This is a genomic window from Deltaproteobacteria bacterium (assembly GCA_009692615.1).
Lineage (GTDB): Bacteria > Desulfobacterota > Binatia > UBA9968 > UBA9968 > DP-20.
In genome coordinates this window covers 1-8,358 of record SHYW01000166.1, presented here as the reverse complement: position 1 = coordinate 8,358, position 8,358 = coordinate 1, and the positions used below count along the sequence as shown (strand labels likewise).

Sequence of the window (8,358 nt, the reverse complement as noted above, 5' to 3'; positions counted from 1 at the left end):
GGCGCTGACGCCAAATTGACCCAGCGTGCCGGAATTCAATGACCCCCTTGGATGCTCTACAAACTGTTGATGGTTATGGGTTTTCAGAGGTTGACGATGGGGCAGTCAAAATCAGCAGGTTGGGTCAAATCGGCGTCAGCGCCAACACCCAGCCGACACTTTTAGTCGCGGGGCTTGCGGGCGACGAGCCCGTCACATTTGGAAAACCTCTTTGGTGGGGCGCTGTGTACCGCGAAGATATATTGCTACGTACATGGAGCTTGTTGCACACGAGACAAGATCTAAAGATCCCAGACGAGATCGACACCTTGGTGCAAGCAGTCTACGAGGAACAAGTGGACGCGCCAGACTCACTACGAGATCGGCTCGACAAAGCTTTGTTGAACAGTGACGGAAAAATAATTGCACTACACGGACAGGCGCATCAGGCGATTATTGGCCTGCCGGACGATTCCTCTTGGAATGACCCGGCAAGGTTTGTTCTTTACGACGAGGATGAACCCGGAGTGCACCGCACTCTGATGGCCCAGACCCGGCTAGGTGAGGACTCGGTTGTCGTCATCCCGTTGTGGCCTGATGATGAATTTAAACCCGATGCAACACCAGACTTCGCGCACGCAAAGCAGTGGTACCTGCGAGCCATGAGCCTTTCGCGCAAGGGGATCGTCAAGAAGCTCCATGCGCAGGGCGTGCCGTGTTCCCCGCACGCGCGGGGATGAACCGGGGTAGTTGCCGGCGTGACCGGTCTGGCCGCAGTGTTCCCCGCACGCGCGGGGATGAACCGCAGCAGGAGCTTGCGCGCAAAACTGGCTGGGAGTGTTCCCCGCACGCGCGGGGATGAACCGTTTATTTGGGCGGTGTCGGTGTGAAGGACGGCGTGTTCCCCGCACGCGCGGGGATGAACCGCCGTGATGAGGTATCATCGTATAGAGACAATTGTGTTCCCCGCACGCGCGGGGATGAACCGGTTTGATTGCCGTTACCGTTATCGGCGGCGCTGTGTTCCCCGCACGCGCGGGGATGAACCGGTTGGAGCGGGTCGACCAAGCAAAACCAATGTGTGTTCCCCGCACGCGCGGGGATGAACCGGCAGAGTTTATCTTCGCTCATAACGCTCCTAAGTGTTCCCCGCACGCGCGGGGATGAACCGCCGACACCAACCGATAGAAAATTGCTGGCCTCGTGTTCCCCGCACGCGCGGGGATGAACCGCTCGTGGTTGTCACTCGCTGGTCGCCGTTTAAGTGTTCCCCGCACGCGCGGGGATGAACCGCAACAAAGCGCTTGCGCAGTTTCCTTCTTTGGGTGTTCCCCGCACGCGCGGGGATGAACCGAAAAACGTGGCTGGACCCAGGCCGAGCTTGCCGTGTTCCCCGCACGCGCGGGGATGAACCGCCCATCGCTAATCGCACAGTCAAAAATCACAAGTGTTCCCCGCACGCGCGGGGATGAACCGCGCGTCGGCGATTTCTCGCTGAGAGACGTTTCGTGTTCCCCGCACGCGCGGGGATGAACCGATAGAGGGTCAAGGCCGTTTCAGCCGGAACATAGGACAGCTCTCTTTGGGTTGCAAGAGAAAAGTGTGCGGCTTGACAGCCGAGTGAGCTGCCGGTACCACTGCTGGAAAGAATCGGACGGATCGGTCGGATAGGACGGATATGACGAATCGAATCGCGAAAATTTTGGTCACGCTCTCGCTGCTGTGGTTGCCGAGCGCCGCGCTGGCGCAGAAGTTCGTGCAGGCTTATTCATCGATCAGCGCGCTCAACGCGACCTTCTGGATCATTCAGGATGCCGGATTCGCCAAACAAGAGGGGATCGATACCGAGCTAGTTTATATTCCCAGTTCGTCCACCGTGGCCCAGGCGACGCTTGCCGGCGAGGTGATGATCTCTCCGGCCAACGGCCAGGTGATCGCCGATGTCGGTTTGCAAGGCGGCGATTTGGTGGCGATGGGCGGCATCACCAACGTCGTGGCGTTTTACATCATGGCCACACCGGAAATCAAAACTATCGCCGATTTGAGAGGTAAAACCGTCGGCGTCACGCGTTTCGGCTCGTCCGGCGATGTCGGCATGCGCATGTTCTTGACCAAGTATGGCTTGGAGCCGGTGAAAGATGTGCCGCTGATTCAGATCGGCGGGCTGCCCGAGATCGCCGCGGCGATGGGCAAACGTACCGTGCATGCTTCGGCATTTTCCCAGCCCATGGCCTATGTCGCGCAACAGGGCGGGGCGCATATTTTGGCCAATCTAGCGAAAGAAAATATTCCGTTCCTCCACGTCGGCGTGACCACCACGCGTAAATTTATCCGCGAGCGGCGCGCTCAAGCCAAAGCTTATCTGCGTGCCTACGGCCGTGCCGTGCACTTCATGCACACCAAGAAGGAAGAGACCAAAGCGATCTTTACCAAATACACCAAGATCAAAGATCAAGGCATGCTCGACGGCAGTCTGCTCTACGGCTACGATTTCATCGAGAAAGTCCCCCTGGTGAAACCCGCCGGTTTTCAAGTGACGCTGGACGACATTGCGAAGAAAAATCCCAAGGCGAAAAGCGCCAAACCGGAACAGTTCTACGATAATAGCTTGGTGCAGGAACTGATCGATGAAGGGTTCTTTGTGAAACTTTGGGGGAGGGCGCCGTGAAAGAAATTCGTGTTCGTGGTTTCGTTTTGGGATGCGCCACTGCACTCTTCGTGCTTATAGTGAACTTATCGCCGACGCAAGCGCAGAAGCTGGTCATCGCTTGGACCGCGGTGAGCGCTTTCAATGCGCCGTTCTGGATCATGAACGACGCCGGGTTCTACAGAGAAGAAGGGTTGGACGTCGATACTATCTACATCGCGAGTTCGCCCATTGCCGCCAAAGCAACGCTGGCGGGTGACATCGTTATCAGCGCGCAAAATAGTCAAGTGATCGCCGATTCCGGACTTCAGGGCGCCGATTTGGTCGCCATCGGCGCCACGGTTAATATCGTGCCCTTTTACGTAATGGCTGCGCCGGAGATAAAAACCGTAAGTGACCTCAGGGGAAAAACTGTCGGCGTCTCTCGTTTTGGCGCGGCCACCGATTTCGGCATGCGCATGTTTCTTGGTAAGCACGGACTCGAAGCCCATAAGGACGTGGCCTTTATTCAAATAGGGGGTATGCCGGAGATCGCCGCGGCGCTCTCCAAAAAGATCATCGTCGCCGCACCGATGTCTTATCCGATGGTCCATATCGCCGAACAGGGAGGAGCAAAGGTGCTGGCCAATCTTGCCAAGGACGAAATTCCGTTCGTTCACTTGACCCTGACAACCACCAAGCGTTTCCTCAAAGACAAGCGGCCGCAGGCCAAAGCTTTCTTGCGCGCCTATGGCAAGGCGGTGCATTTTTTTTACAATCGCCCGGCTGAGACCAGAGCCATCTTCGCGAAGTATACTAAGATCAACGATCCAAAAATCCTCGACGGCAGCATCAAGTACGGCCATGAGTTCATGGAAAAAGTCCCGTTTGTCAAAGCCGCCGGTTTCCAAGTGACGCTCAATGAAATCGGACGCACCAATCCCAAAGCCAAACAAGCCAAGCCGCAACAGTTCTTCGACAACAGTTTAACTCAAGAACTGCTCGACGAAGGTTTCTTTACCAAGCTGTGGGGCAAGAGTCCGCTGTGATACGACCGCGATGATCCGGCGAATCGCACTTTTTATTTTCTTCGCCGCCGGCGTAGCCCATGGCCAGGAGCTGCACAAGCTGATCGTGCCGTTTTCTCCCATCGGCGGCGGTACCGTGCCGTTCTGGATCGCTGTTGAAGAAAAGTTGTTTCAAAAATACGGCCTGGAAGTGACGCCGCTGTTTGTCGGCGGTTCCAGCACCATCGTCCAAGCGATGGCGGCCAAGCAATACGACATCGGCCTGATCGGCGGCGGCGGTGTCGTGCTCAATCGTTTCGCCGGCGGCGATTTGATCACCATCGGTGCCCATGGCGGCGTCATGACCACCGACGGCTACGCCAAACCTGAGATCAAAACGCCGGCCGATATCAAAGGCAAGACCATCGCGGTCAGCCGCTTCGGCACGACAACGCACTTTGCCGCCTTGATGATGCTGAGATTGGCCGGGCTGCGGCCCAATGACGCGCTGTTTATTCAAACCGGCGGCAATGCCGAAGCGCTGGCCGCGTTGCTTGGCAAGAAAGTCGACTGCGCCATTTTGGGCTATCCGGCAAATCAACTCGCTTTACAGGCCGGCTTCAAGCAGCTCAGCCAATTAGGCAAAAGCGAATACGGATTATTTCCTAACGTCGCCATCGGTAGCCGCGAGTCGTGGTTGAAGGGCGCCAAAACTCGCGAGCTGGCGGTAAATTTCCTGCGCGCTTTCAGCGAGGGATTGGCATTGGCAAAAAAAGACGGCGCAGCGAGCAAGAAAGTCATGCGCAAGTATGCCCGCGTCAATGACGAGGCGATCCTCCAAGCGTCCTTCGAGTTTTACCGCGAACAGTTTCCACCAACCCTGCGCGTCGACGAACGTAGCTACGCCAACCTGCTGCGTTACCTCGACCATCCCAAAGCCAAGAGCTCTGACGCCAAGGAGTTCTTCGACAATTCTTTGATCGACGAGATCCTGCGCTAAAGCTCTACCGAATGCCCCGGTTTTGTCTCGGCCTTAAACTAGGGTAATATCGTTCATTCGAATTTTTCTCCTGGTTAGGTGCACGCCAAGTCTCGATGTCGATACTTCATCTCGATAATATTTCCCACGCCTACGGCCATGTACCGTTGCTCGATCACGCCGAGTTTCAGATCGACGCCGGCGAGCGGGTTTGTCTCATCGGCCGCAACGGCGAGGGAAAGACGACGCTGTTTCGCATCATAACTGGCGCCTTGATACCGGACGAAGGCGATGCTTGGCACGGCGACACCATGCGCATCGCCCATCTCGAACAGGAGGTGCCGCCGGACACCGATCAAACGATTTTCCAGGTGGTGGCCGCCGGCCTAGGCGAGTTGGGTTCGCTGTTGGCTGAATATCACAATCTAACTGTTCATCCCGAATTGGCCAGCGACGATTCGCTGCGTCAATTGGCCCAGCTGCAAAACCGCATCGAAACGCTCGACGGCTGGAACATCAATCAGAAAGTCGAAACCGTCCTCACGCGCTTGAATCTGCTCGAAGACAAGCGCCTGGCTGATTGTTCCGGCGGCATTCGGCGCCAAGTGATGTTGGCGCGGGCGTTGGTGAGCGAGCCGGATTTACTGCTGCTCGACGAGCCGACCAACCATCTCGATATCAACGCGATCACTTGGCTGGAAAAATATCTGCTGAATTTTCCAGGCGCGCTCATGTTCATCACCCATGATCGCACCTTCGTGCGCCGGTTGGCGACGCGTATCGTCGAGCTGGATCGCGGTAAACTCACGTCGTTCCCCGGCGACTTCGATCGCTATCTGCAGAAGAAAGACGAATTGCTGGAAATCGAAGAGCGGGCGTCGGCGAAGTTCGACAAGAAGCTCGCCGAAGAAGAAGTCTGGATTCGCCGCGGCGTTAAGGCGCGGCGCACGCGCAACGAAGGCCGGGTGCGCGAGCTCCAAGCGCTGCGCAAAGAAAAAGCGCAACGCCTCGACGCCCAAGGCAAAGCGCGCTTCAGCATCGACGCCGGCGCCGCCTCCGGTAAGCTAGTGGTCGATTTGCGCAACGTGTGTTTTAGCTACGCTGACAAGAGCATCATCCGCGGACTTTCGACGCGAATTCATCGCGGCGACCGCGTCGGCATCATCGGTCCCAACGGTTCGGGCAAAAGCACGCTGCTAAGATTGATCCTCGGCGAATTGGAGCCGAGCAGCGGCGACGTGGTGCTCGGCACGCGCTTGCAGGTTGCCTACTTCGATCAGCATCGCCGGCTGCTCGACGGTGAGAAAACGGTCCGAGAAAATCTCAGCGACTCGGATTTCGTGACGGTGCGCGGCGGCTCACGCCATGTGATCGGCTATCTCAAAGACTTTCTCTTTCCGCCCCAGCGCATCGACTCACCGGTCAACGCGCTGTCGGGTGGCGAGCGCAATCGTTTGTTGCTGGCGAAGATTTTTACCCAGTCGGCGAACATGATGGTGCTCGACGAACCGACCAACGATTTGGACGTCGACACCTTGGAACTATTGGAAGAGCTGTTATCTGAATACGAAGGAACGCTGCTGCTAGTCAGCCATGACCGAACTTTTCTCGACAACGTCGTCACCAGCACGCTGGTCTTCGAAGGCGACGGGACTTTTAACGAATACGCCGGCGGCTACGAAGACTGGGAGCGCTATCAGCGGCAGATTCCCGAACCCAGCGTCGACGTAAAAAAGCCGTCTGTGCGAACACCGGCGATAAATGGCAATACCAGCGACAAGCCGCGCAAGCTCAGCTACAAGGAGCAACGTGAGCTGGAAGCGCTGCCCGGCAAGATCGAAGCGCTGGAAAGCGAGCAGAGCGAATTGCACGCGCGCATGGGCGAAGCGAATTTTTATCGCCAGGGCAGTGACAGAATCACGACAACCATGGAGCGAATCGAAGCGGTGAAAATCGAACTCGAAGCCTGCTACGGCCGCTGGCAAGAGCTGGAGTCGACGACTTCAAGTACGAATAATTAATCAACGCAGACCAATGGCTTCGTGCAAACATTCAACTCTCGAACTGATCCCGGAGCGCAAAAGCACGGTGCGCTGCAAGCATTGTCATCTGACCCTGTCCGCCGACGAATTGGGCGATGGTTATTGTCCCGAATGTTTCGACAGCAGTGGTACGAAGCGCTACGACTTCGAAACAGTAGCGACAGCTGGTGGCAATGTGGTTCGGTATCGCTGCGAAGAATGTGGCGTGATTATAACCAGTGGGTAAATTGGGGATCGAACCTCTAAACGGCGTACGCAGCATCGAGAAAGGCGAGAGTGGTCCCCACGAAAACGCATCCGCCTCTCGATCAATCTCCGATCGCTGCCTGCCCTCTGGTTGTTTGACAACGTCACAGCGGAAAGACTTTAGGGTACCTCTAGAAACTCGACCTATTTTGGGCGGCAGAGTTGACAAGATTGCGATTTGGTTTTTCATAGTAGGTGAAGCGCAACAATCGTGAAGTGAGGAGCCGGATGAGTAAACAGACAAGACGAAAGAAAGAGAAGGGTTTTTTCGACGAAGAATACCGACGGGCTGAGTTGGTCAAACACCGCGATCCCCTCAAGCGGCTGAACACGGTGATGCAATGGGAGTTGTTTCGTCCCATCCTTGAAAAGAGCTTCGCTAAACAAGCCAAAGGTCCCGGTGGCCGGCCACCGTTCGATCTCGTCTTCATGTTCAAGATACTCATCGTCCAGCGAATCTATAACCTTTCAGATGCCGATGTTGAGTTTTGGATCAAAGATCGCTTATCGGTGCAGAATTTTCTCGCTATCACGCTGGCCGACGACGTACCCGACGAAAAGACGGTATGGGCGTTTCGCAACGCGCTCTCTCAGGGCGGCGTGGTGGAGCCCTTGTTCGATACGTTTAGGGACCATCTGAGAGAACAGGGATTGATCCTGAACCAGGGATCGATCATCGACGCCAGTTTTGTCGATGTGCCGCGCCAGCGCAACAGTCGAGAGGAAAACGCGACTATTAAAACGGATGGGATTCCACAGGATTGGCAGAGCGAAGAGAACGCTCCTAAGATCGCGCAAAAAGATACCGACGCACGGTGGACCAAGAAAAACGGCGAGAGTCATTTTGGCTACAAGGATCACGTCAAAGTCGATGAGAAAAGCAAGATCATCACCGAGTACACGGTAAGCGCTGCCAGCGTTCACGATTCGCAACAGACCGAACCGTTGATGGGGGAAAGCGACAAAGGCAAACCGCTTTACGCCGACAGCGCCTATGCGGGAGAACCGATTGCCAAGGCTCTTGAAAAGATCGGCGTGGAGAACCAGATTCATCAACGCGCGTACCGAAATAAACCGCTCACCGATGAAGAGAAAGAACGCAATCGGGAGAAGTCCAAAGTGCGCGTACGGGTCGAGCATGTGTTCGGTTTTATCGAGAACAGTCTTGGCGGATCGTTCATCCGATCCATCGGAACGATAAGAGCGGCGGGGATTATCGGACTGATCAACCTGACCTACAACATGTTTCGGTTCGAGCAGCTTATACGGTTTGGCCGAACAAGCTAGGGAGAGGTCGGCCAAAAGTACCGGACGTACGATGGCGGGAGTGAAAATGCCGCAAAACGAACGCAAGCCAGCCAAACTGAGCGTCAGAATAGATCGATTGCCGCCTCGGGACGTGCATCGGCTTATTTTGTGAAGACAAATCTTGTGCAAAGACTAACAACAACTTCACAACCGAGTTTTAAGAGGTGCCCT

5 protein-coding genes and 1 CRISPR repeat array are annotated in these 8,358 nt (G+C 55.9%); all 5 genes read left to right on the top strand.

Translation table 11 applies throughout. The features are described 5' to 3' along the window. Positions 1 to 694: 694 nt before the first annotated feature. A CRISPR array of direct repeats spans positions 695 to 1,516; the repeat unit is 29 nt; unit sequence GTGTTCCCCGCACGCGCGGGGATGAACCG. A 141-nt stretch (positions 1,517 to 1,657) separates the two neighbouring features. The 5 genes from EXR70_24255 (at position 1,658) to EXR70_24235 (ending at position 8,166) form a co-directional block, all read left to right on the top strand. Beyond that, on the top strand, positions 1,658 to 2,647 hold the full coding sequence (locus EXR70_24255) for an ABC transporter substrate-binding protein (GenBank protein ID MSP41610.1): 990 nt from the start codon (positions 1,658 to 1,660) through the stop codon (positions 2,645 to 2,647). A 59-nt stretch (positions 2,648 to 2,706) separates the two neighbouring features. Beyond that, positions 2,707 to 3,654 (top strand): ABC transporter substrate-binding protein, encoded by a 948-nt coding sequence (locus EXR70_24250; GenBank protein ID MSP41609.1) that lies wholly within the window; start codon positions 2,707 to 2,709, stop codon positions 3,652 to 3,654. Between the two features lie 10 nt (positions 3,655 to 3,664). Further along, positions 3,665 to 4,612, top strand: a complete 948-nt coding sequence (locus EXR70_24245; GenBank protein MSP41608.1) for an ABC transporter substrate-binding protein — start codon at positions 3,665 to 3,667, stop codon at positions 4,610 to 4,612. A gap of 95 nt (positions 4,613 to 4,707) precedes the next feature. Beyond that, complete coding sequence (locus tag EXR70_24240) at positions 4,708 to 6,612, top strand: ATP-binding cassette domain-containing protein (GenBank protein ID MSP41607.1); 1,905 nt, start codon at positions 4,708 to 4,710, stop codon at positions 6,610 to 6,612. 561 nt (positions 6,613 to 7,173) lie between these two features. Then, positions 7,174 to 8,166 carry an IS5 family transposase gene (locus EXR70_24235; GenBank protein ID MSP41606.1) on the top strand — a complete coding sequence of 331 codons (993 nt, stop codon included), beginning with the start codon at positions 7,174 to 7,176 and terminating at the stop codon, positions 8,164 to 8,166. Positions 8,167 to 8,358 lie beyond the last annotated feature (192 nt).